Origin of the sequence: Sinomonas sp. ASV486 (assembly GCF_030908215.1) — a bacterium.
GTDB classification, from domain to species: domain Bacteria; phylum Actinomycetota; class Actinomycetes; order Actinomycetales; family Micrococcaceae; genus Sinomonas; species Sinomonas puerhi.
In genome coordinates, this window is sequence record NZ_JAVFJK010000005.1 from 80,248 (window position 1) to 102,312 (window position 22,065).

Consider the following 22,065-nt stretch of genomic DNA (forward strand, 5'->3'; position numbering starts at 1 on the left):
TGCCGGCGGGCTGTTGCCGCCGGGGGGCCGTCGCCCCCGGCTCGTTCCCGAGGTGACAGTTACGCCGTCGGCGTGCCCAACACGGCGAACATGATGGCGATGTAGTGGGCCGCGAATGCCGCGACCGTGAACGCGTGGAAGAACTCGTGGAAGCCGAAGTGCCGGTACGAGAAGTTGGGGCGGCGGATCCCGTAGAAGACGGCGCCGGCAATGTACAGTGCCCCACCGACGCAGATGAGAATCGCCGCTGGGATGCTGGCCGCGAAGAACTGCGGCAGGAACAGCAGAGCCGCGCAGCCGAGGATCACGTAGATCGGCACGTAGAGCCATCGGGGCGCACCGACCCACAGGGTGCGGAACGCGACGCCAGCGAGCGCACCGGACCAGATGAGCGTGAGCAGGAGGATCGCAGTGGACCGCGGGAGCAGCACCCAGGACAGCGGCGTGTAGGTGCCCGCGATGACGAGCATGATGTTGGTGTGGTCGAGCCGCTTGAGGACGGCTTTGACCCGCGGGGTCCAGTTCCCGCGGTGGTAGATGGCACTCACCGAGAACAGCAGCAGCCCGGTGAAGGCATACACCGCCGAGGCGATCTTGCGGTCAGCTCCAGGGGCAAGGGCGATGAGCACGAGCCCGGCAGCCAGGGCCCAAGGGATGGCCGCGGCATGGATCCAGCCGCGCCACGACGGCTTGAGGGACAGGAGCTCGAGGCGGTCTGCCGCTTGGTGCTGCATGGACTGATTCTAACTTACGGTCCGGTAAGTTACTCCTGAGTAGCGGCTGTGAGGCTTGCGGTAGCCTAGAGGAAAAGCAGCGGTGTCGCCGTGTACGGGCATGGAATCGTACGGGCATGGAATCGACGGGCGGGAGGGGCATGGAGCTGCCCGTTTTCCTCTATGGCTTCTATGAGCGGCACCTCCAGCGTTCCCTGAGCCCGGACAGTATCCCCAAGCATGTCGGCGTCATGGTGGACGGCAATCGGCGCTGGGCCCGGCAGTTCAATGCACCCACGAGCCAGGGCCATCGCGCAGGCGCGGACAAGATCCACGAGTTCCTGGGCTGGTGCCGGGAGCTCGGCGTGCGGGTCGTGACGCTCTACATGCTCTCGACCGACAACCTGAACCGCTCGACCGAGGAGCTCGCCGAGCTCACGGCGATCATCGCGGACACCCTCGACCGTCTCGACAGCGACCCGGCTGTGTCCGTGCATGCCATGGGCGCCCCCGAGATGCTCCCGGACCACCTCGCCGAGCGGCTCGAGCGCCTCACCGCGAAGCCGAGCCCGTCGGAGCCGATCCACGTCAACGTCGCCGTCGGCTACGGCGGACGGCGCGAGATCGTCGATGCCGTCCGCGAACTCCTGCGCGACGCCCTGGCGCACGGCAAGGACATCGCCGAGCTCGCCGAGAACCTCGACGTCGATGACATCTCCCGCTACCTCTACACCGCCGGACAGCCCGATCCGGACCTCGTGATCCGTACCTCCGGCGAGCAGCGGCTCTCCGGGTTCCTCATGTGGCAGAGCGCCTACAGCGAGTTCTACTTCTGCGAGGCCCTCTGGCCTGCGTTCCGCAAAGTCGACTTCCTGCGGGCCCTGCGCGACTACGCAGGGCGCCAGCGCCGCTACGGGGCGTAGTGGCCGCAGGCCGCTGACGGCGGGGAGCCCTTCCGTGCACCCGTTTCCGCGCACGACGACGCCCGCCCGGCCCGGGCGTGCGCCCCGCCCCAGCCGCCACGCGCCGTCGTGAACTACACAGTTGTAGTTAACCGGACACTCCCCGCGATGTAACCCGCCCGTCATGTGACGCGGCGTACATTGGCCGCATCGGAGGCAACCCGCCTCCGGTGCGGGGAGGCCGAGTATGGGCGTTGCGTTGCAGCAGCTCCTGGAGGCCCGTCCCGGCCTCGCGGCCGAGCCGGACGTCAGGAGAATACCGGGGGAACCACCCGGGGGCTGGAGTCGACGTGACTAGCAACGAGGCCGCCAACGCTGCACTGCTCGAGGAGTCCGCAGGCGCACGCGCCACCGCCGATGGCGCACGCAGGACCTATGTTCTTGACACCTCCGTGCTGCTCTCCGATCCGCGGGCACTCCTGCGCTTCGCCGAGCATGAAGTGGTGATCCCCGTCGTCGTGATCACCGAACTCGAGGGCAAGCGGAACGATCCGGAACTGGGCTACTTCGCCCGCAAGGCGCTCCGGCTGCTCGACGACCTCCGTGTCCAGCACGGGAGCCTCAACCACCCCGTGCCGCTCGAGACCGACGGCGGCGCGCAGGGCGGGACGCTGCTTGTGGAGCTCAACCACATCTCGGCGGAGGTGCTCCCCGCGGGCTTCCGCAGCGGGGACAACGACGCCCGTATCCTGGCCGTCGCGAAGAACATGTCGAACGAGGGCCGCGCAGTGGTGCTCGTCTCGAAGGACGTCCCGATGCGCGTCAAGGCCTCGGCCATGGGCCTCGCAGCGGACGAGTACCGCAACGAGCAGATCGTCGACTCGGGCTGGACCGGCGTCGCCGAGGTCGAGGCGGATGATCAGCAGGTCGGCGCGCTGTACGGGCACGAAGCCGTCTTCATCCCCGAGGCCGCCGAGATGCCCGTCAACACGGGCCTCGTGGTCCTCTCGAATCGCGGCTCCGCGCTCGGCCGGGTGGGTGCGGACAAGCAGGTGCGGCTCGTCAGGGGCGACCGCGAGGTGTTCGGCCTCCACGGACGCTCGGCTGAGCAGCGGCTGGCCATCGACCTCCTCATGGACCCCGGGGTGGGGATCGTCTCGCTCGGCGGCAAGGCGGGCACCGGCAAGTCGGCGCTCGCGCTCTGCGCGGGGCTCGAGGCCGTCATGGAGCGGCGCGAGCACAAGAAGGTCGTCGTGTTCCGGCCGCTCTTCGCGGTCGGCGGGCAGGAGCTCGGCTACCTCCCCGGCACTGAGGCCGAGAAGATGAACCCGTGGGGCCAGGCGGTGTTCGACACTCTGGGGGCCCTCGTGAGCAAGGATGTCCTCGACCATGTTGTGGACGCCGGCATGCTCGAGGTGATGCCGCTGACGCACATCCGCGGGCGTTCGCTCCACGACTCCTTCGTCATCGTGGACGAGGCCCAGTCGCTCGAGAAGAATGTCCTCCTGACGGTCATGAGCCGCATGGGCCAGAACTCGAAGATCGTCCTGACGCATGACGTCGCGCAGCGGGACAACCTCCGGGTGGGCCGTCACGACGGTATCGCCGCCGTGGTCGAGACGCTCAAGGGACACCCGCTCTTCGGCCACGTGACGCTCACGCGGTCCGAGCGCTCGCCGATTGCCGCTCTCGTCACCGAACTGCTCGAGGGGGCCGAGATCTAGCCTGGATCGTCCCGGAGCGAGCCCAGCGTCATGCCGTCACGCTAGCGCACGCGTCGCGTCGGCGGAGGCAGCGTCCGATAGTGTCCAAGGGTGACGCACCGACTGCCCGAGCTCTGGGGAACGAGCCCGCTGGCCTTCTGGCTCGTTGTGGCCTGCCTGTGCTACTACGTGTGGATGGCCGCGCGGCTTGCCATGATCGACATCCGCAGCCACCTGCTGCCCAACCGGATCGTGCTGCCCAGCTACTGGGCTGCGGTTCCGCTCACGGTCGCCGCCGCGATCGCGGCAGGCGGATTCGATGTCGGGGCTGCGCTGCGCGTCCTCGGCGGCGGCGCTGTGCTGTGGCTCGTCTACTTCGTGCTGCGGATCGTTTACCCGGCAGGGATGGGTTTCGGTGATGTCAAGCTCGCCGGGGTGCTCGGCCTGTACCTCGGGTTCCTGAGCTGGTCGCACCTGTTCTGGGGGACCGCGGCCGCATTCCTGCTGGGCGGCCTCTTCGGCCTCGGGCTCATCGTCTCCCGCCGGGGCACAGCGAAGTCAGCCATACCGTTCGGGCCCTTCATGCTCGCGGGCACCGCACTGGCGCTCGCCCTCCCCGTCTGACCGGCTGGCGGTTCGCGCCGCACAACGCGGGGTCAGCCGACGTAGTGCGCCCGGCGCGCGGGATCCCGCGCCCACTCGATGGCGCGGCGGTGCAGCGGCGGCAGATCGGGCAGCGCATCGGCCTCGAACCAGCCGACCTCGAGGTTCTCGTCGTCGGCGACTCGCGCCTCGCCGCCGACATAGCGGCAGGCCATCACGACGTCGAGGTACTGCGCGTGGTCGCCATTGGGGTAGACCATCGGTGCTGTGGTCCCGACGCCAGCCAGATGGGTCACCTCGACCTCTACCCCGGTCTCCTCGAGCACTTCCCGCACGGCCGTTGCCGCGGGCTCCTCGCCGGGTTCCACGATCCCTGCCGGGACCGTCCACCGGCCGTTGTCGGCCCGTCGCACGAGAAGCAGCCGCGCGTCGTCGTCCGTCACGACCGCTTTGACCCCCGGGAGCCACAGGGGATGGACACCGATCTTCTCGCGGAGGGTCAGGATGAAGTCAGGCGTGGGCATGGAACCAGCCTAGGCGTTGCCGCGCGCGACGACGGCCGCCGCCTCGTGCGTGAGGCGACGGCCGTCGTAGTGCTCGTCCCACGTGACCCCGGGTCGCTGGGAGACGACCCCGGGTCGGGTGGGCCTACTTGTTGGGGCCCGTCATCGTGGTGACGTCGAGGGCGGCATCGAGCTGCTCCTCCGTGAGCTCGCCGCGCTCCACGTAGCCGAGCGCCACGGTCGCCTCGCGGATCGTGAGGCCTTCCTTGACGGCCTTCTTCGCGATGGCGGCGGCGTTCTCGTAGCCGATGAACTTGTTCAGCGGGGTCACGATCGAGGGCGAGGCCTCGGCGAGGAAGCGAGCACGCTCGACGTTCGCCTGGATGCCGTCGATCATCTTGTCCGCCATGACGCGCGCGGTGTTGGACAGGAGGCGGATGGACTCGAGCAGGTTCGCGGCCATGACCGGGATGCCGACGTTGAGCTCGAACGCGCCGTTGGTCGAGGACAGTGCGATCGTGGTGTCGTTGCCGATCACCTGGGCCGCGACCATGATCGCGGCCTCGCAGATCACGGGGTTGACCTTGCCCGGCATGATGGACGAGCCCGGCTGCAGGTCGGGGATCGCGATCTCGCCGAGGCCTGTGTTCGGGCCCGAGCCCATCCAGCGCAGGTCGTTGCTGATCTTCATGATCGAGTACGCGATGTTGCGCAGCTGGCCGGAGGCCTCGATGAGGCCGTCACGGTTCGCCTGGGCCTCGAAGTGGTTGCGCGCCTCGGTGATGGGCAGCGCCGTGTCCGCGGCGAGGAGGGTTATCACGCGCTGCGGGAAGCCGGCCGGGGTGTTGATGCCTGTGCCGACGGCGGTGCCGCCGAGGGGGACCTCGGCCACGCGGGGGAGCGAGGCCTCAATGCGTTCGATGCCGTAGCGGACCTGCGCCTCGTACCCGCCGAACTCCTGGCCGAGCGTCACGGGGGTGGCATCCATGAGGTGGGTGCGCCCCGACTTGACCACATCCTTAAACTCCTCGGCCTTGCGGCTCAGCGACGCTGCGAGGTACGTGAGGGCTGGGACGAGATCGTTCAGGAGCGCGTTCGTCGCGGCAACGTGGACGGACGTCGGGAACACGTCATTCGAGGACTGCGAGGCGTTGACGTGATCGTTCGGGTGGACGACCTTGTCGCTGCCCGCGTCCTTGAGCGCACGCGTTGCGAGCTCGGCGATGACCTCGTTCATGTTCATGTTCGAGGACGTGCCCGAGCCGGTCTGGAAGACGTCGATCGGGAACTGGCCGTCGAACTCGCCCTCGGCGACGCGGTCGGCGGCGTCGGCGATCGCGTCGGCGAGATCGGCGTCGATCACTCCGAGGTCCTCGTTGGCCCGCGCGGCGGCCTTCTTGACGCGCGCGAGTGCCTCGATGTGCTTGCGCTCAAGGGTCTTGCCCGAGATCGGGAAGTTCTCGACGGCGCGCTGCGTCTGGGCACGGTAGAGGGCCGACGCGGGAACGCGGACCTCTCCCATCGTGTCGTGTTCGATCCGGTATTCGACGGTGTTCGTTGCAGGGGCCTGCACTGCAGAGTCAGTCATGGCACCCAGATTAGACCCCTCGCGTGGGCCGATTCGAACCGAGACGGCGGCGTCCTGCGTCAGTGCATCTAGACGTCGCCGAGTCCCGAGACCAGCTCGGCCTTGCCCTCTGCAAGGTGGTAGCACACGCCGAGGACGGCCGTGCGGCCCTCCTGGACGGCCTTGGCGATGATCTGGGACGTCTCGAGGAGCCGGGCGCCGGTCTGCTTCACGTGCTCCACGACGGTGCTGTCGACGTCGGTCACCCCGTTGCGCTGGGCCGTGAGCACGCTCGGCATGATGCGCTCGACGAGGTCCCGGACGAAGCCCTGCGGCATGATGCCGGTCTCGTACGCATTGACGCTGGCCGTGACCGCGCCGCATGAGTCGTGGCCGAGGACCACGATGAGGGGGACGTTGAGGGGATCGATGGCGTACTCAAGCGAGCCGAGGACTGCCTCGTCGATCACGTGTCCCGCCGAGCGGACCACGAACGCGTCGCCGAGGCCCAGATCGAAGATGATCTCCGCCGCGAGGCGGGAGTCCGAGCAGCCGAAGATGACGCAGATCGGGTCCTGCTGGCTCACGAGCTCGGTACGGCGGGCGGCGTCCTGGTTCGGATGGCTGCTGCGGCCCTCCACGAAACGCTGGTTTCCTTCGCGCAGCTGCTGCCACGCCTGGGCCGGGGTAAGAGTCTGAGGCACGGGCCTAACTCTACGCACGCACGGCGCGCCGTCCAGTCGTGGGGCCTATTCGCGCGGGGCCTTGACGACGGCGTCCGCGACGGCGTCGAACTCGTCGAACCCCGCCGAGCCGCTCACCACCACGGTGGTTCGGCCGATCGTCGCCACGAGGCTCTTCTCGATCCCCGGCTTGTCATAGAGCGTCCAGTCCACCCCGGCCACCGTCCGCGTGCCGGTCGTCGGCGCCTTCTTGACCTGGTCGGCGAGCCACGTCGGGTTCGCGGTCGCCGTCTGCACGATCGAGACGAACTTTTGGGCAGGCGTGAGGTACCCGATGTCCCAGTGGGTCACGCCGTCCGTGGTTCCGGACACCCAGCGCGCGTAGTTGGGCGAGTAGCCAGACGGGAGCTGCGGGACAGCAGGTGTGAAATGCGCCACATCCTTGGCGTTGGCCGCGACGGCGGCGACGTCCACGTCGGGCCGGAAGGTGTCCGTCTTCTGCGACGCGTTCAGGAGCACGATGGGCACGATCGCGAGCACACTCACGAGCAGGGCCATGATCATCCCGATCACGGAGGCGTTGGCACGCTTGGCCGCCGCGGGGGTCAGGACGGGTTTGACGGCGGGCTCGGGGGCGTGGTCGGTGCTGCTCACCCGTCTATGGTCCCGCATGCGGACCCCCGAGGGCGAACGGACGTCATCGGAGCGGAGCGGAAGGCCCGGCAATACTAGGATGAGGGGGACAAGCCCGCTCGAAGAACCCGCTCGAAGAAGAGGTCCACAGTGTCCACTGCGCCCGAAGGCACCCAGTACTCGACCCTTTCCAGCTCGCTCCATGTCGGAGCTGATGAGCCTGACCGCAACCTTGCCCTCGAGCTCGTCCGCGTGACCGAGGCCGCGGCGATCGCCGGCGGCCACTGGGTCGGTTTCGGCGACAAGAACAAGGCCGACGGCGCCGCAGTCGACGCCATGCGCTCCTTCCTCCAGACCGTCCACTTCAACGGCGTCGTGGTCATCGGCGAGGGCGAGAAGGACGAGGCGCCCATGCTCTTCAACGGAGAGCGCGTCGGCGACGGAACGGGGCCCGAGGTCGACGTCGCGGTCGACCCGATCGACGGCACCCGCCTTACGGCACTGGGCATCAACAATGCGCTCGCCGTCCTCGCGGTGGCCGAGCGTGGCACGATGTTCGACCCGTCCGCGGTCTTCTACATGGAAAAGCTCGTCACCGGTCCCGAGGCTGCCGACATGGTGGACCTGCGCCTGCCGGTCAAGCAGAACCTCCACCTCATCGCGAAGGCCAAGGGCGTCAAGGTCAACCAGCTCAACGTCATGGTCCTGGACCGTGACCGCCACAAGCCTCTCATCGAGGAGATCCGTGAGGCTGGGGCACGCACCAAGATCATCTTGGACGGCGACGTAGCCGGTGCGATCGCGGCGGCCCGTTCTGGCACAGGCGTGGACGCCCTCATGGGCATCGGCGGCACCCCCGAGGGCATCGTCGCGGCCTGCGCGATCAAGTCTCTCGGCGGCGTGATCCAGGGCCGACTCTGGCCCACGAGCGATGACGAGAAGCAGAAGGCGCTCGACGCCGGCCACGACCTCGACCGCGTGCTGTCCACGAATGACCTCGTCACGAGCGACAACTGCTACTTCGCGGCGACGGGCATCACCGACGGCGACCTGCTCAAGGGCGTCCGCTACGAGAAGGACCGCGTCAAGACGCAGTCCATCGTGATGCGCTCCAAGTCCGGCACCGTCCGCTTCGTGGACGCCGAGCACCACGCGAGCAAGTGGGAGAGCTGGGCGCGCCGCTAGACTGGGCCGCGACCTGCCGCCGTACGACCCAGGAGGATCATGACCCCCGAGAGCCAGCTGGCCACGAATGAGCTGACGGTCCGTCCCTGCACTGACCGCACCGAGTGGGACGCACTGGTCAACAGCCAAGGGGGGCACCCGCTCCAGCTCTGGGGCTGGGGGCAGGTCAAGGCGGAGCACCATTGGCGGACGGAACGGCTGCTCGTCCAGGACGGCAGTAGGACGGTCGGCGGGGCGCAGGTGCTGTACCGCGCCCTGCCGTGGCCGCTCAAGTCGCTCGCGTACCTCTCCCGCGGGCCTGTGTGCGCCGTCGAGGACGCCGAACGGGTGCTCGGGGCCGTCGCGCGCTCCGTCCAGGCGTCCCACGGGTCCGTGGCCCTCGTGGCCGAGCCGGACTGGGATGCGGACTCGGAGGGCGAGCGCGGCCTCGCGGCTGCAGGATTCCGCCGCACGGACTCGACCATCCTCATCCCGCGGACCCTCATCCTCGATCTCGCGCAGAGCGAGGACGACCTCATGGCCGCGATGTCCCGCACCACGCGGGCCAACGTGCGCAAGAACCTCAAGGGCGAGCTCGTCTTCCGCAAAGTCGCGACGGACGGTGAGCTCGAGCAGGTGCTCACGATCTACCGGGAGACCGCTGCCCGCGCCGGCTTCGGCATCCACGAGGACGCCTACTACCGGGACATCTGGCGATTCCTCGGCGAGGATTCGCCCATCATCGCGGCGTTCGACGGCGAGAGTGTCGTCGCGTTCGTGTGGATCGCCAGGAGCGCGGGCACCGCGTTCGAGCTGTACGGAGGCGTCAACGAGGCCGGGCAGAAGGCCCGCGCCAACTATGGGGTCAAATGGGCGGCCTTCACGGCTATGAAGGCCGACGGCTGCACTCGGTACGATCTCAACGGACTCCTCAATGACGGGATCTCCGACTTCAAGAAGCAGTTCGCTCCGCATGAGAACCTTCTCGTGGGAACGTGGGAACTGCCGCTTTCGCCGTTCTTTTCCGTGTACGCCTCGGGAATGCCGCTCGCTCGCCGTACCCTTCAGCAGGGCCGCAGCGCCGCGAAGGCTGCAGTGCGCCGGATCAAGGGCGCGGCGGGCAAAGCCAAGGGGCTCGTGGGCCGCTAGCCCGACGCGGACTTAGCCCAGTCCGTTCAGCCCAGACCGGACTCCGGGCCGAGGCCGGTGGTCACCGCGAACGCGAGTACCCCCTCAGCACCAACATGGGCGAGCGCCGGAGCCTCGGCATCAGGGACGAACGCGCTCTCTCCGCGCGCAAGCGGGAGATCACCCTTGGGAGTGTCGAGTGTGAGCGAGCCCCGCACAACGAGCACGACGGCGGCCCCGGCCTGGGCGATGGGGACAGGCTCAGGTGTCGGGTCATCGACAGAACGTGCGACGTCGATGCGCTGGAGCTGGAACTCGGCGAACGGCGGGCGGTAGAGCTCCTGGCCGAGCTCGGACTCCTGAGGGGCAAGCAGCGGAACGCCAGCCGACTCGAAGACGACCGTGCGCAGCAGTTCGGGGATGTCGATGTGCTTGGGGGTCAGGCCGCCGCGGAGCACGTTGTCGGACGAGGCCATGACTTCGATGCCTAGGCCCTCGAGATACGCGTGGACGTTGCCTGCAGGGAGGTAGAGGGCCTCGCTCGGCGCGAGGCTCACGCGGTTGAGCATGAGGGAGATGAGGACCCCGGGATCCGAGGGGTAGGCCGCTGCGAGGTCGACGACGGTGGCGAGGGCTGCGTCCTGCTCCGGGCCCGGCCGGGCTGCCCTCCCAGCCGGACTGTGGGCGCTGATCGCGGCTGCCGAGGCGTCGACGCACTCGCGTACGTCCTGTCCGCCGGTGATGAGCCGCGCGAACGCCGCGCTGAGGGCCTCCGTCTCGTCTGGGACCCGCAAGAGCTCCGCGACCTGCTCCGTGACCTCCGCCGCATCGGACCCCGCCAGGAGCGCGGTCAGCCTCTCGAACAGAGCGGCGGCCGCGGCCGGTCGCCGGAAGCCCGAGAGTGCCTCGAAGCGGGTGAGCGCGAAGATCATCTCCGGCTTGTGGTTGTCATCCTTGTAGTTCCGATGCGGCGCAGAAGGGGCGACGCCGGCCGCCTCCTCCGCCCTGAATCCGGCCTTGGCCTGGTCGAGCCTCGGGTGGACCTGCAGGGACAGCGGAGAGGCCGCGGCAAGGACCTTGAGCAGGTACGGCAAGCGCGCCCCGAAGGACTCAATGCTCCGGGCTCCAAGCGCCCTGATCGGGTCCGCGGCGATGAGGGACGCGAGGTTCTCGCCGTCAGGTCCGTCGACAGGCTTGGACGACGCATCGGGGTGTGCGCCGATCCACATCTCGGCCTCGGGCCGTCCGCTCGGCTCATAGCCGAGAAGCCCGGCAATCGCGGTGGTTGAACCCCATGCGTAGTCGCGGACGGTGTTGCTGAGCAGGTACATGTGCGTCCTCGAAGGTGTCAGGTGCGGATGTCGGAGCTGTGCGTCAGCCTAGGGCGGTGGGTCGGCGTGACCGAACCGTCAGAGCGGTGTGCACTCCCCGTTGCCCGCCAGGATCTGGTTCAGCAGGTCGTTCTGACCCGTGCGGAACAGCGTATTGAGCCGGTCCGGGGTGACCTTGACGCCGTCCGGGCCGATGTCGTTGTATTGGCCCCTAGGCGTGAACTGGCGGGCCGGCCCGAACTGGCTGGCCGAGAGCACGGCGGCCACCGCGAGTCCCGCACCGCCAGCGAGCCCCGCGCCACCGGTGACCTCCGTCGCTGAGGCGAGCGGCGTCGTCGTGCGTCTCTGTGCCTGCGGCGATGGCGAGCTGGACGCCGAGCCGGTGGCGCTCTTGAGGACGTTCTGAACCTTGGCGTGGATGGCGCTGAAGTCCGGGTAGGTGGGGAAGGAGGCGTCGAAGTCCGGGGGTCCGATCACGAGGCGGCTCGTGGGCTGGCTCTTGCCCTTGAGGGCGAGATCGACGAAGCTGCCGAGCTGGGACGAGGAGATGTTCGACTCGACGACCTTGGTCCCCGCGTTGGCGATGTCCTGGAACTTGCTCAGGAGGGTCGCGGGGTTGAGCTGGTTGATCATCGCTTGCTCAATGCACTGCTGGCGTGCGATGCGGTCATAGTCGCTGACGAATTCGCGGCTGCGGCCGTACCAGAGGGCGTGGAAGCCGTCGAGCGTCTGCACGCCGGGCGCGATCCAGCCCACTGGCAGGGCATGCGTGCCGTTGTCATCGAGGGCCGCACCGCTCATGGGGACCCAGCCGCCGGCCTTGATCCGGATGCCGCCCATCGCGTCGATGAGCTGCTGGAAGCCAGCCATGTCGACCACTACGTAGGCCTGGACCTTGATGCCGAGCGTGCCAGAGGCGGCCTCGAGCGTTGCCTGCGCGCCGGGATCGTCCGCGCCGGGGTAGAGGTCACGGTACTTCTGGTTGACCTCGGTGTTGATCGCGTTGACGATGCACTGGTCGCCGCAGTTGTATCCGTCCGGGTAGACCTTGCGCATGGGCGAGTCCGCCGAGAACTGTGCGTTCTGGAGGTTGCGGGGGATCGAGATGAGCGCGGTCCGCCCGGTGTTCGCGTCGACGCTGACGATCGAGAGGCTGTCGGGGCGGCGGCCCACGCGATCGTCGCCCGCGTCGCCGCCCATGATCATGAAGTTGTAGCGCCCGTTGACTGGGCTGATCGCCGGTCCGCCGGCGAAGATCGAACCGATGGCTCCGCGGCCGACTCCGATGAGGTAGGCGGCGTAGGCCAGGCTCCCGCTCGAGAGGACCATGGAGACCACGAGCGCGAGGATGACGATCGGCCGCATCTTCTGGGCGAGCAGTGGCACGCGGATGAGCCTCAGGGTGTTGATGAAGAGCACCGCCCACCCGAGTGCGAGCGCAATCAGGACGATGATCAGCACGAGCGATATCACCGGATGGGTGACCATCGTCAGGATCGCGCCCCGGTTGATCAGGCCTACCACAAGGAGGATGAGAAGCAGTGCCCAGACCGTGATGGTCACGGCCAGGGCCCTGCGGGCCAGCCTCCGGTTGCCTGCGATCAGCTGGGCCGAGCCGGGCACGAGCAGGGTCAGGACCAGGAGGGTGAACGCCCGTCTGGTGCGCACCGACGAGGGGGCATCCTCGGGATGCCGGATCGGGTCAGTCTGGTGGCTGCGCTCGGGGGCGTGCAGTGCCATGGTCCTCCTTCGGCTCGCTGGTTGAGGTTGTGCCGGTCAGACCGCGCGCTGGTCGACGTGCTCTGACGCGAACACGCTGGCCGCCTTCGCGCGCAGCGCCTCGCCCTTGCGGGCCGCAGCGGCCTTGAGCTCGGACGCGAAGTCGGCAAGGCTCGCCGAGAGCCGACGGCCCAGATCGTCGTCGGCCGAGGCTAGCATCCTCACGGCAAGGAGCCCCGCGTTGCGGGCGCCGCCGATCGAGACGGTCGCGACCGGGACACCCGCCGGCATCTGGACGATTGAGAGGAGGGAATCCATGCCGTCCAGAGTCTTGAGCGGCACGGGGACTCCGATGACCGGCAGCGTCGTCACCGAGGCGAGCATGCCTGGCAGGTGCGCGGCACCGCCAGCCCCCGCGATGATGACGCGCAGGCCACGGGTGCGCGCGTCCTTCCCGTACGCGATCATCTCCTCCGGCATGCGGTGGGCGGAGACGACGTCGGCCTCGAAGGGGATGCCGAATTCTGCGAGGGCGTCGGCGGCCGCCTCCATGACGGGCCAGTCCGAGTCCGAGCCCATGACGAGGCCCACGAGGGGCTGCTGGGGTGCTGTCGTGCTCATGCGGTCTCCTGAGGCTTCTGAAGCGCGGACGCGGTCGTGCGGGCGGCGATGGGGGGAACTGGTACGCCGTCACGGACGAGGGCCGCGACACGAGAGGCGCGCTCGCGCAGGTCGACAGGGTCGGCGCCGGGGCCGCCCACGAGGTTCACGTGACCGATCTTGCGGCCCGGACGTACCGACTTGCCGTACGTGTGGACCTTGGCCGCCGGATCCGCCGCGAGTGCGGCCGGGAACGCGCTGTAGAGGTCCTGATTGGCGCCGCCGAGGTAGTTCTTCATGACCGCCCACTCACCGAGGACATCCGTGGCCCCGAGGGGGAGGTCCAGAACGGCGCGCAGATGCTGCTCGAACTGGCTCGTCACCGAACCGTCCTGGGTCCAGTGGCCGGTGTTGTGCGGCCGCATCGCGAGCTCGTTGATGAGGAAGCCCGGGCCGCGTCCCGGAGTCTCGAACAGCTCTGCGGCCATGACTCCCGTGACGCCGAGGCTCTCCGCGATCTGCAGTGCTGCGTCCTCGGCCGCCCGCGCAACGGCCGGGTCAAGCTCGGGCGCCGGTGCGATGACCTCGTCGCACACGCCCTTGACCTGGATGGTGTGGACCACGGGCCAGGCGCGCGATTCCCCACCGGGGGTCCGGGCGACGAGGGCCGAGAGCTCACGCGAGAACTCGACCATCTCCTCGGCCAGCAGCGGCGTCATGGTCCCGAACCAGTCGTCGGAATCGAGGGCATCCGTCGCGGAGCGGAGCACGCGCACGCCCTTGCCGTCATAGCCGCCGCGCGGGGTCTTCAGGACGATCGGCCAGCCGATCTCCGCGCCGAAGTCCGTGAGCTCCTCAACGTGGTGCACCGCGCGCCAGCGCGGGTTGGGCAGTCCGAGCGCGTCAACGGCAGCGCGCATCGCCAGCTTGTCCTGGGCATGGACCAGCGCCTCCGGGCCGGGCTGCACGTTGACTCCCTCGGCCATGAGCGCCAGAAGGTGCTCGGTCGGCACGTGCTCGTGGTCGAATGTCAGGACGTCAACCCCGCGGGCAAAGGCGCGCAGGTCGTCGAGGCTGCGGTAGTCGCCGATCGGGGCGAACGGGACCGCGGGCACGGCAGAGACGTCCTCAGCCTCGGCCAGAACCCGCAGCTCGAGGCCCAGGGCAGTTGCGGCAGGGGCCATCATGCGGGCAAGCTGGCCGCCTCCGACCACGCCGATTACAGGAAAACTCACTAGCCCAGCCTACAGAACACGGCAGTTGGCTCATTGGAGGCGGCCGCGTGGCCCCCTTCCAATCTGGTGCTGGGACGCCGCGCCCGGGCCGTACCCGGGCGCGGCGGTAGAATGTCCTGTGGCCTCGGCCGATTCTCAACGCCGAATCTCAACATATCCGTGGAGGAACATGATCTCGTCAATCTCCGACCGTCTGCACGGTCTGGCCTCGCTGTTCTGGCGTGAGGTCGCCAAGTTCGGGACGGTCGGCGGTGTGGCCTTTGTCATCGACAACGGCCTGACTTATCTGTTCATGCACACGATCATGTCCGACTCCGAGGCCAAGGCCCGGTTCTTCGGTGCGACCGTTGCCACGGTCTTCTCCTGGCTGGCCAACCGGTACTGGACGTTCCGGCACCGCAAGCAGGCCAACATCGTCCGCGAATTCGTCATGTTCGTCGTGATCAACGGCATCGGCATCGGGATCTCCACGGGATTCACGGCGATCGCGAAGTACTGGCTCAACGTCCAGGACAAGAATCTGCTCTTCCTCGCGGGCGTGGTGGGCATCCTCGTGGCCACGGTGGTCCGATTCTTCGCCTACCGCTTCTGGGTCTTCAACCAGGAGCTCGACACCGAACCCGGCTACGAGGAAGACCACGAGCTCTTCGACCACGAGCACGCCGGGCACCACCGGGACGGCGGCACCGCCGCATCCCCAGCGGTGCCGGGCACTCAGGCCAGCGAATTGAAAGCCGATCTGAAAGCCGATTTGAAAGCCGATCGGGAACAGTAGCCGCCCGCGCTAGCTGATCTCCTCCGCTGCGCTGGTCTTGTCCGCCGCACTGATCTTCTCCGCTGGACTGGTTTTCTCCGCTGCGCGGATTCTCTCGGTGTCCGTCTCCTCGACCGATTCGTGCACGAGCACCACCGAGCCGCCCGCTGCCCACGCGCCCAGCATTCGTGCGACGGCCCCGATGAGCCCCTGCCCCGCAGTGACGAGGATCCGGGCGCCATCTGCCTCAGCCGTTGCGAAGCGCCCGAGGAGGTCTGCCTGGGTGAGCGCGTTGTCCCCGGTCCTCAAGGCCTCGTCCTCCTGGACCGGCGGGTCGAACGGCTCGTACGAGTCCGCGAACTGCCGCACGAGCGCCGCGTAGTCGTAGGTCCCAGCGGCCAATGTGCCCGGGAATCTCATCTCAAGCGCCCCCAGCGCCACGGCGACGCGGGCGCCGGCGACCCCTGTGCCCGTGACCTCCCCGCCGGTGCTCTCCCCGCCGGTGGCGGGTGCGGCGTCGTGCGTTCCGTCCGGTCCGATGAACGTAATGTCCGCCGGGCCCTGGTCCGAACCCGCGAGCAGGACGGCACCCACCTGCCACGCCGCGAGGGCCACGACGGCGGACTTCCAGTGCGCGGGGAGCTCCAGGCGGATGCGCGTCCCCCGCTCGGCATCGAGCTCTTCGGAGAGGAAATTCGCGGTCTTCGCAACCCAGTTGTCGAGCACACGGCCGGACAGCTCGATGCGCTCTCCGCCCGGCCCGTACCAGGTCAGTCGGGGAGAGGAGGAGTGGTTGCCGCTGCGGAGCTGCTTGAGCAGGTCCGGGATCGTGGATGCCATGAGGTCATTGTCGCCGGTTCATGTTCGGTTTCTTCCCGCGGACCCGTGAATCACGTTCATGGAATTTGCTGCGCCGATATCGCGTCATGGACCGTCGGAGCCGGACTCATGGAAGGTGCAGGAGGGCGGCTGCCGCAGGAGGTCCGGCGCGGAAGGCCGCCCCGCTGCCGGGCGTGTCGTCCGCAGTCTGCTGGTGGAATTCTGGCTAGAATTTGCGGCCGCCGCTTGACTCGGAACGACTTACACGCATGTAATTAGGACTGGACAGTAACTGCGCCGGCGGACAGCGATGAACCGATCATCGCATGCCCGAGGGGAACCGGCACCGGGATTCTTCCTGGCGCTGGACTTCGCGGCTCGCCGCGCAGACACGACCCGAGGAGGAGCACCGTGGGACAGACGGAGCGTATCCAGTACGAGTCGACGGTCGCTGCGCATGCATCGACCCGTTATCGGTCGCGGGGGATTCCCTCCGACTGGTACGTCGACCCAGCGGACCCAGAGGCCCAAGAACGCTATGAGGCCCTGTCCGCAGAAGCCCTGGAGGATGCCGCCACGGCATTCCTCACGGCGCACGAGACGGAGGAGGCCGAGTCCGACTTCGACGACGAGCCCGCGGACGAGGCGATCGAGAGGGCGCTCGCGCTGCTCGCGAACCCCGCCCAGCACACGCCGAAGCCGGTTCTCATCGAGCTCGTCCAGCCGGGTGACCCCGAGGAAGGCGAGCTCGCGTGGCAGGCCGAGGCGCTGTGCGCCCAGACCGACCCCGAGGCGTTCTTCCCCGAGAAGGGCGGCTCGACGCGCGACGCGAAGAAGGTGTGCGGCTCGTGCACGGTGCGCGCCCAGTGCCTCGAGTACGCGCTCGCCAACGACGAGCGCTTCGGTATCTGGGGCGGCCTGTCGGAGCGTGAGCGCCGCCGGCTCCGCAAGCGGGCGGTCTGACCCTGGAGGCTGTACGCGTCACCGCAGTCGTCGTAGCGCACGACGGCGCCCCCTACTTGCCCGCGACGCTCGCCGGCCTCGCGGGCCAGACCAGGCCTGCCAACGTCGTGATGGGCGTCGACGCCGGCTCCCGGGACGACTCCGCCGAGTTGCTGCGTGGCGCCCTCGGCCCAGAGCATGTCACGGCGGTCCGGGCGCCCGGGGGATTCGGCGGCGCCGTGGCCCGAGGCCTGAGCGCCCTCTCGCCTGGCGAGGATTCGGGCGCCAGCGGGACCCAGGAGTGGCTCTGGCTCCTCCATGACGATTCCGCCCCCGCCCCGGACGCCCTCGCGGCGCTGCTCGAGGCCGTCGAAGCCGCCCCGAGGGTGGTGGTCGCCGGGTGCAAGCAGCTCGATGCCGAGTCGCCGCGGCGGCTGATCGATGTGGGGCTCTCCGTGAGCCGATGGTACGAGCGGCTCACCCTCGTCGACGTCGATGAGGTGGATCAGGGCCAGTACGACGCCCGCAGTGACATGTTCGCCGTCAACTCGGCCGGCATGCTCGTGCGGCGCGACATCTGGGAGAGGCTCGGCGGCTTCGACCCAGCGCTCCCCGCCACCGGCGACGACGTAGACTTCTGCCTCCGCGCCCGCCTGGCCGACAACCGCGTTGTCGTGGTCCCCGCCGCGCGGATGCTCCACACGATCCGGCCCGACGCCGCCGGGACGCCATTCGCCGCCCGCCGCGCCGAGGTCTACACACGACTCAAGCACACCCCTCTGGGGCTCCTGCCGTTCCACGCAGTCGGTGCCCTGCTCGGGGGGCTCTGGCAGTTCCTGCTCGGGATTGTCCTCAAAGAGCCCGCCCTCGGCGCGGCCAAGCTCGGCGCGAGCCTTTCAGCCCTGTCCTCGCCGGGCCGTCTCGTCAGCGGCCGGCGTTCTGCGCGCCGGACACGCAGGGTGTCTCGCTCCCTCCTCGGGACCCTGATCATTCCGCGGGCCGAGATCTGGGCGCACCGCCGCGCCCTCCTCGAGTCTGCCGAGCCGGACTCGGACGCCATTGTCGGCGACGGTACGGGCATCGCGGACGGGCCCAGCGAGCCGACCGGTGATTCCCAGCATGACTTCGCGGCCCTCGCCGTGGCGTCCCGGGGATGGATCGGTACGGGCGCGCTCGTCGTGACCGGCACCGCCCTCCTTGCCGCGCTCGTGGCCTTCGCGCCCCTGCTCGGGGCCGAGGCAGCCGTCGGCGGCGCACTCCTTCCCGTCTCGACGGCTCTCTCCGCGGTCTTCGCGCATGCGACCGGCTGGTGGACGGGCCTCGGCGCGGGCCAGCGCGGGCATGGCGATCCGTTCGACCTCGTCCTCTGGCTCTTCGGCCTGACGGGCTTCGGCGACACGAACCGTGCCGTCGTGGTGGTCCTCGTCCTCGCCGCGCCCATCGCCGGGATCGGGGCCTGGGCCCTTGCAGCGAACCTCACCGCACATCGCGCTCCGCGCACGCTTGCGGCCCTCGTGTGGGCCGCCGCGCCCTCGCTCATCCTCGCCCTCGCGCAGGGCCGTCTTGGCGCCGTCGTGGCCCACGCCGCCCTGCCGTGGGCTGCCCTCGGCATGCTGCGCGCCGTGGGAGCGGCCCGCGTCCGGGGGAGCGTTGGCCAGCATCACCAACCACGCAAGGGCTCGGGCGGCGCATCATCGTGGACCGCTGCCGCGGCGGGCGGGATCGCGCTTGCGTTCGCCGCTGCGGGGGCGCCCTCCCTTGTTCCGCTCGCGGGCGCCGTCGTCCTCGTGCTGACCGTGGCCCTGCGCGGCAGGGCCAGAACGCTGTGGTGGTCGCTCATCCCCACCGTGGTGCTCTTCCTCCCGCTCTGGGTCTCGGCGCCGAACAGCCCGCGGGCATGGATCACCGATCCGGGGGTGCCGCTTCCCGTGGACCCCGCCCCAGCCTGGCAGCTTGTCCTGGGCCAGCCGGTGGCGTTCGACGCCGCGGCGGGACTGGCGGCCATCCCGTTCCTCCCCGCGGGCGTGCCATGGTCCCTCGTGTCCGCGCTGCTCGTTGGCGCCCCCGTGCTGCTCGTCGCCGTGGCGGGAGCGGTCCTGCTGATCGGCCGCCGCGGCCTCGCGGCACGGCTCCTCCTCGTTCTGGGCATCGCGGGCCTTGCGTACGCCTGGGCCGTCTCACGGATCCCGACTGCCGTTGCCGGCGATGCCCTCGCGGCACCCTACGCCGGCCCGAGCGTGGCGGCGGCCTTCCTCGCCCTCCTCATCGTGGCCGTGCTTGCCGCGGACCGGCTTCTTGAGCATCGCCGGATCGCAGCGCATCGCCCGCCTCTCGAGGGGACGGCACCCCTTCAGGGCGCACGCCGGATCGCCTCTGGAGCGATCGTCGTCGCCTATGTGCTCCTCGCCGCGGGCCCTGTCGGAGTGCTCGCCCAGTGGGCAGCCTCAGGGTTCGCGCATGCCCCTGCGTCCGGCGGCCTGGGCGTCCAAGAGCTCGTGACGCCCGCGAGGGCGCGTGGCCTGCCAGCTACCGCGGCGGACCTTGGCGAAGGCGCCCAGCAGACGCGTACCCTCGTGCTCCGGGCTGCCGACGCAGGCGGGTTCACCGCGACCGTCATGCGTGGCTCCGGCACCACTCTGGACGCGCTGTCAGCGGTCGCCGCCTCGAGCCGCGTCGTGGGCGACTGGGGCAGCGAGCACGTCGCGGAGGACGACGCCGCCCTGGCCGCCGTCCGCCGGGCCGTCGCCACCGTCGGCGGTGGTGCCGCTGTCGACCCGGGCAGCGACCTCCGGGATCTCGGCATCGGATTCGTTGTGCTCCCAGACAGCGGTCCGGCCGACGACCTCACCGCGAGCCACATCGATGCCGTGCCGTCTCTCGTGGCCGTGGGCCATACAGACGCGGGCTGGCTGTGGCGAGTGACGCCTCAGAACGCCGCACCGGATGCAGGGTTCTCGATCAACCAGCGGGCCAGGATCGTCGACCCTGCGGGGGTGACGATCGCGGCAGTGCCCTCGGGACGCGAGAGCATCTCCGCCGACCTGCCCGCCGGACCCGACGGACGCAGGCTCGTCCTGGCGGAACGCAGCGACGCGGGCTGGGAGGCCACCCTCAACGGCGTGGCCCTCGCCTCCACCGCGCAGGACTGGGCACAGGCCTTCGACCTCCCGGCCACAGGCGGGCATGTGGAGGTCCGGTACGCCCATCCCGCAGCCATCCCGCTCGCAGTCGTGACGATCGTGGGGCTCGCCCTGACGCTTCTCCTGGCCATCCCTGCCGCCGCCCGCCAGACCGGCCGCACCGGGCGGGCCCGTTCTGCTCTACTGGTACCCGAGGGACTCGGCCGCCGCGAGCGCGGAACCGCCACTCGCACGGGACGGTCCCGGACCACCGAGGATCCGGACGCCCTCCCACCGCACGACGCCGGGTCCGAGGGACCTGCCGCACGAGAGGAGCCGGTGCATGACGAAGCCAGCCTCTGACAGCGCAGCCGGCACCCGTCGGCACCGCCTGCGCATCATCGCCGCCGCAGTGGCCGGAACGGCACTCACCGGCGTGTGGGCCGGGCTGACAGTTGTGGCCTCCACCGTGCCCGCGCCAGCGTCGCTCGGCACGAGGGAGGCGCAGTCCGTCAGGGTTCCGACCGGCGACGCCGTCCGTGCCTGCGCTGGGCCGGCGCGGCTGCTCGAGGGCTCCCCGGTGCAGGGCGACCCGCAGTTCAGCCCCGCGAGCAAGACTGCCCAGACGTCCGTGACCGGGATCGTGCTTTCGGACACGCAGGGCACCCTGCCTGACACGTCCCTCACCCCCCAGAGCGGATCGGCCCTGCGCACGCTGCCGGGGCAGCCGGCGCCGCCCGGTACGGTCGCGCAGCCGCGCGCGGCAGTGGTTGCGGGCCAGCGCGTCGACGGGCTGAGCGTCCTGACGGCGAAGCCCGTCTCCGGATCGGCGGCAGCGACCGGGGCCGCCGTGCGGTTCGAGGCGTCGGACGGCGACCTCCGCGGTCTGGCGGCCGCCACCTGCACCGCCCCGTCGAACGACCAGTGGCTCTCGGGCGGCGAGACGACCGTGGGACGTACCTCGGTCCTGACGCTTGCCAACTCGAGTGCGACGCCGGCGACGGTTGACCTCGAGTTCTTCGGCGACAAGCCGCTCACGCAGGCCCCGCCCTCGAGCCGCGGCCTGACGATCAAGCCCGGCAGCTCGGCGTCGTACGTCCTGAGCGGCTACATGCCCGGCCAGGCGAACGTCTCCGTGCATGTGCACAGCAGCGGCGGGCCCGTCGCAGCCGCCATCCAGCAGTCCACACTGCGCGGCCTCACGCCGGGCGGCGTCGAGCTGATCACACCGGCCGCGGCGCCGTCGTCGCGCCAGACGGTCTCCGGGATCGAGCTGCAGGAACCCGGCCAGGCGAACGCGCTCGCGGCGAAAGACGGGTTCGCCGATGCACGCGCTGCCGTGCAGATCACCGTGCCCGGAGCTGCCGACGCTGTGGTGCAGCTGCGCGTCTACGGCCGCAATGGTGCGGTGCAGCTGCCCAGCGGGGGAGTCGTGACGGCCAAGGCAGGCGCCGTCACCGAGGTCCCGCTCACAGGCCTGCCGGCGGGGACGTACAGCGTTTCGGCGTCTGCTGATGTCTCCTTCACCGCGAGCGCGCGCGTGCCGCGCGGGCTGTCGGCCAACGATCCACTCGACTTCGCGGTCGCCGCCGCCACACAGCGGATTGGGGACAACCACGTGGTGGCCATCGGATCCGGCGGATCGCGGCAGATGGTGTTCGGCGTTCCCGACGGGCGGGCGCAGATCCGCGCCGTGCCTGTCACGGATGACGGCGCCATGCACGCCCCAGTGACGCTCGACGTCGCTGGCGGCACCACCGCGGTCCTCGACGTCCCGGACAAGGTCGACGGTGCCCCACTCGCCGGCTACGTCCTCTCGGCGTCGGGCGATGCGGCCTTCGGGTCCATCCTGCTCAAGGGCGACGGCAACGCGATCGCCGCGGCGACGATCGTCCCCGCGGCCGCGGCGGCCCAGACCATGCCGGTGACGCTGGGCTATTAGCCCGG

General features: G+C 69.6%; 19 protein-coding genes. 9 read left to right on the forward strand and 10 right to left on the reverse strand.

All coding sequences use genetic code 11. The features are described 5' to 3' along the window. Positions 1-59: 59 nt before the first annotated feature. Positions 60-734 carry a hemolysin III family protein gene (locus RBS60_RS08765; protein ID WP_307957170.1) on the reverse strand — a complete coding sequence of 225 codons (675 nt, stop codon included), beginning with the start codon at positions 732-734 and terminating at the stop codon, positions 60-62. A gap of 140 nt (positions 735-874) precedes the next feature. On the opposite strand from RBS60_RS08765, the gene RBS60_RS08770 reads away from it, so the two are divergent. The 3 genes from RBS60_RS08770 (at position 875) to RBS60_RS08780 (ending at position 3,942) form a co-directional block, all read left to right on the forward strand. Continuing rightward, positions 875-1,636 carry an isoprenyl transferase gene (locus RBS60_RS08770; RefSeq protein ID WP_307957171.1) on the forward strand — a complete coding sequence of 254 codons (762 nt, stop codon included), beginning with the start codon at positions 875-877 and terminating at the stop codon, positions 1,634-1,636. A gap of 359 nt (positions 1,637-1,995) precedes the next feature. Next, the gene (locus tag RBS60_RS08775) at positions 1,996-3,339 is read left to right on the forward strand and encodes a PhoH family protein (protein WP_307957370.1); all 1,344 of its coding nucleotides are present in this window, start codon (positions 1,996-1,998) and stop codon (positions 3,337-3,339) included. Between the two features lie 90 nt (positions 3,340-3,429). Further along, a complete protein-coding gene (locus RBS60_RS08780; RefSeq protein ID WP_307957172.1) occupies positions 3,430-3,942 on the forward strand; it encodes an A24 family peptidase in 513 nt (170 codons plus the stop codon). 32 nt (positions 3,943-3,974) lie between these two features. On the opposite strand, the gene RBS60_RS08785 is transcribed toward RBS60_RS08780, so the two are convergent. The 4 genes from RBS60_RS08785 to RBS60_RS08800 all read right to left on the reverse strand — a co-directional run bounded on the left by RBS60_RS08785 (position 3,975) and on the right by RBS60_RS08800 (position 7,328). Beyond that, positions 3,975-4,445 (reverse strand): NUDIX domain-containing protein, encoded by a 471-nt coding sequence (locus tag RBS60_RS08785; RefSeq protein ID WP_307957173.1) that lies wholly within the window; start codon positions 4,443-4,445, stop codon positions 3,975-3,977. Between the two features lie 124 nt (positions 4,446-4,569). Further along, the gene (locus RBS60_RS08790; protein WP_307957174.1) at positions 4,570-6,012 is read right to left on the reverse strand and encodes a class II fumarate hydratase; all 1,443 of its coding nucleotides are present in this window, start codon (positions 6,010-6,012) and stop codon (positions 4,570-4,572) included. Between the two features lie 68 nt (positions 6,013-6,080). After that, a complete protein-coding gene (locus RBS60_RS08795; protein WP_307957175.1) occupies positions 6,081-6,695 on the reverse strand; it encodes a carbonic anhydrase in 615 nt (204 codons plus the stop codon). 45 nt (positions 6,696-6,740) lie between these two features. Continuing rightward, the gene (locus tag RBS60_RS08800; protein ID WP_307957176.1) at positions 6,741-7,328 is read right to left on the reverse strand and encodes a DUF4245 domain-containing protein; all 588 of its coding nucleotides are present in this window, start codon (positions 7,326-7,328) and stop codon (positions 6,741-6,743) included. Positions 7,329-7,457: 129 nt separating this feature from the next. Between RBS60_RS08800 and glpX the strand changes: the two genes are divergently transcribed. Together glpX and RBS60_RS08810 are read left to right on the forward strand one after the other, a co-directional pair. After that, positions 7,458-8,492, forward strand: coding sequence for a class II fructose-bisphosphatase (gene glpX, locus RBS60_RS08805; protein WP_307957177.1), 1,035 nt, complete (start codon positions 7,458-7,460; stop codon positions 8,490-8,492). A 39-nt stretch (positions 8,493-8,531) separates the two neighbouring features. Continuing rightward, complete coding sequence (locus RBS60_RS08810; RefSeq protein ID WP_307957178.1) at positions 8,532-9,620, forward strand: peptidoglycan bridge formation glycyltransferase FemA/FemB family protein; 1,089 nt, start codon at positions 8,532-8,534, stop codon at positions 9,618-9,620. Between the two features lie 26 nt (positions 9,621-9,646). On the opposite strand, the gene manA is transcribed toward RBS60_RS08810, so the two are convergent. The 4 genes from manA to RBS60_RS08830 all read right to left on the reverse strand — a co-directional run bounded on the left by manA (position 9,647) and on the right by RBS60_RS08830 (position 14,484). Next, on the reverse strand, positions 9,647-10,930 hold the full coding sequence (manA, locus tag RBS60_RS08815) for a mannose-6-phosphate isomerase, class I (RefSeq protein ID WP_307957179.1): 1,284 nt from the start codon (positions 10,928-10,930) through the stop codon (positions 9,647-9,649). Positions 10,931-11,008: 78 nt separating this feature from the next. Next, complete coding sequence (locus RBS60_RS08820) at positions 11,009-12,670, reverse strand: LCP family protein (RefSeq protein ID WP_307957180.1); 1,662 nt, start codon at positions 12,668-12,670, stop codon at positions 11,009-11,011. 36 nt (positions 12,671-12,706) lie between these two features. Continuing rightward, a complete protein-coding gene (gene purE / locus RBS60_RS08825) occupies positions 12,707-13,270 on the reverse strand; it encodes a 5-(carboxyamino)imidazole ribonucleotide mutase (protein WP_307957181.1) in 564 nt (187 codons plus the stop codon). Beyond that, positions 13,267-14,484, reverse strand: a complete 1,218-nt coding sequence (locus tag RBS60_RS08830; RefSeq protein WP_307957182.1) for a 5-(carboxyamino)imidazole ribonucleotide synthase — start codon at positions 14,482-14,484, stop codon at positions 13,267-13,269. The genes purE and RBS60_RS08830 overlap by 4 nt, the downstream gene beginning before the upstream one ends. A 169-nt stretch (positions 14,485-14,653) precedes the next feature. Between RBS60_RS08830 and RBS60_RS08835 the strand changes: the two genes are divergently transcribed. Next, entirely contained in the window at positions 14,654-15,259 is a 606-nt protein-coding gene (locus tag RBS60_RS08835) for a GtrA family protein (RefSeq protein WP_307957183.1), read from the forward strand. Between the two features lie 9 nt (positions 15,260-15,268). Here the strand turns inward: RBS60_RS08835 and RBS60_RS08840 are convergent, their stop codons facing one another. Then, complete coding sequence (locus tag RBS60_RS08840) at positions 15,269-16,078, reverse strand: TIGR03089 family protein (protein ID WP_307957184.1); 810 nt, start codon at positions 16,076-16,078, stop codon at positions 15,269-15,271. Between the two features lie 390 nt (positions 16,079-16,468). Between RBS60_RS08840 and RBS60_RS08845 the strand changes: the two genes are divergently transcribed. The 3 genes from RBS60_RS08845 to RBS60_RS08855 are packed head-to-tail and all read left to right on the forward strand — an operon-like array spanning position 16,469 to position 22,060. Next, positions 16,469-17,020: a WhiB family transcriptional regulator gene (locus RBS60_RS08845; RefSeq protein WP_307957185.1), complete on the forward strand. Its 552-nt coding sequence runs from the start codon at positions 16,469-16,471 to the stop codon at positions 17,018-17,020. Between the two features lie 2 nt (positions 17,021-17,022). Then, positions 17,023-20,481: a glycosyltransferase family 2 protein gene (locus tag RBS60_RS08850; protein WP_307957371.1), complete on the forward strand. Its 3,459-nt coding sequence runs from the start codon at positions 17,023-17,025 to the stop codon at positions 20,479-20,481. Then, the gene (locus RBS60_RS08855) at positions 20,462-22,060 is read left to right on the forward strand and encodes a DUF5719 family protein (protein ID WP_307957186.1); all 1,599 of its coding nucleotides are present in this window, start codon (positions 20,462-20,464) and stop codon (positions 22,058-22,060) included. The genes RBS60_RS08850 and RBS60_RS08855 overlap by 20 nt, the downstream gene beginning before the upstream one ends. Positions 22,061-22,065: the final 5 nt, after the last annotated feature.